The sequence below is a fragment of the Paraburkholderia sp. JHI2823 genome, assembly GCF_038900695.1.
GTDB classification, from domain to species: Bacteria; Pseudomonadota; Gammaproteobacteria; order Burkholderiales; family Burkholderiaceae; genus Paraburkholderia; species Paraburkholderia mimosarum.
Map to the genome: position 1 here is coordinate 1 of NZ_JAYMRY010000132.1, position 1331 is coordinate 1331.

A 1331-nucleotide genomic window follows, 5' to 3' on the forward strand; every position below is an offset into this window, starting at 1 on the left:
CTGGAGCGGCCCCACGTATCTGAGGACACGAGGACTCTCTTAAAATAAGGGATAGTCTTGTGCCTATCAGTAAGCCTAGTCATTACGTGGAAAGCATCGAAATTCTGACCGAGCCGGAGCGCCGTCGTCGGCGCACGGCGCAGGAAAAAATCGCCATCGTGCAGGAAACATTGGAGCCAGGAGCGTCGGTGTCGGCCGTTGCACGTCGGCACGGCGTCAATGCCAACCAGGTGTTCGGCTGGCGCAAGCAATACCAGGAAGGCAGTCTGGCGGCGGTGAAGGCAGGCGAAACCGTTGTGCCGGCATCTGAGCTGGCCGCCGCCATCAAGGAAATCAAGGAACTGCAACGGCTACTCGGGAAGAAGACGCTGGAGGTCGAAATCCTGAAAGAAGCCGTGGAGTGGGGGCGTTCAAAAAACCTGATTGCGCGCTCGCCCTTGCTGCCGGGGGACGACCGATGAAGACGGTCTGCGAAGTTCTCGGCGTGGCGCGCTCTGCCGTGGCGGTGAAGCGAGCTCGCTCGTCTGACTGGCGCGATGGTCGCCGTGCTCGCGTGACCAATGATGCCGGGCTGGTCGAGGAAATTCAGGCACATGTAGCGCATCTGCCGACTTACGGCTACCGACGCATCTGGGCGCTGTTGCGCCGCAGTCGGGAGCAGACCGGTGCGCCGTGCATCAACGCCAAGCGCGTGTATCGGGTCATGCGTGAGCATCAGTTGCTGCTGCGCCGCCCCGGCGTGCGGCGAGACAAGCGGCGGCATGACGGTCGCGTTGCCGTGGAACGCAGCAACACCCGCTGGTGCTCCGATGGCTTCGAGTTCCGGTGCGACGATGGTACGCCGCTGCGCGTGACGTTTGCGCTGGACTGCTGCGACCGCGAGGTGATTAGCTGGGCAGCGACGACCGGCGGGCATAGCGGTGATGTGGTGCGCGACGTGATGCTGGCTGCCGTCGAACAGCGCTTCGGCACCACGCAGGCCGCGCAGCCCATCGAATGGCTGACGGACAACGGCTCGGCCTACATCGACCACCGCACGCGCAGCTTCGCTCGCGAACTGGGTCTTGAGCCGCTGACCACGCCGGTCCGTTCGCCGCAGAGCAATGGCATGGCCGAATCGTTCGTGAAGACCATGAAGCACAATTACGTCGCCTATATGGACAAGCCTGACGCACCAACGGCGCTCTCGCGTCTGGCTATCGCGTTTGAACACTACAATGAGCGCCACCCGCACAAAGCCCTGAAATACCGCTCGCCTCGCGAGTTCAGGCGTCATGCGGTGTCATCAACCTAACGGTGTCCAAGTGTCCTGAGTTACAGGGGCAACTCCA

At 62.4% G+C, this 1331-nt stretch carries 1 protein-coding gene; it reads left to right on the forward strand.

Features of this window, described 5'->3' with window-relative positions; translation table 11 throughout:
• Positions 1 to 95 precede the first annotated feature (95 nt).
• Positions 96 to 1294 (forward strand): IS3 family transposase gene (locus VSR34_RS37915; RefSeq protein WP_169745511.1). Its coding sequence is split into 2 segments (ribosomal slippage): positions 96 to 411 and positions 411 to 1294, totalling 1200 coding nucleotides; the frame shifts between segments, so codons are not numbered across the junction.
• The last annotated feature ends 37 nt before the right edge of the window (positions 1295 to 1331 follow it).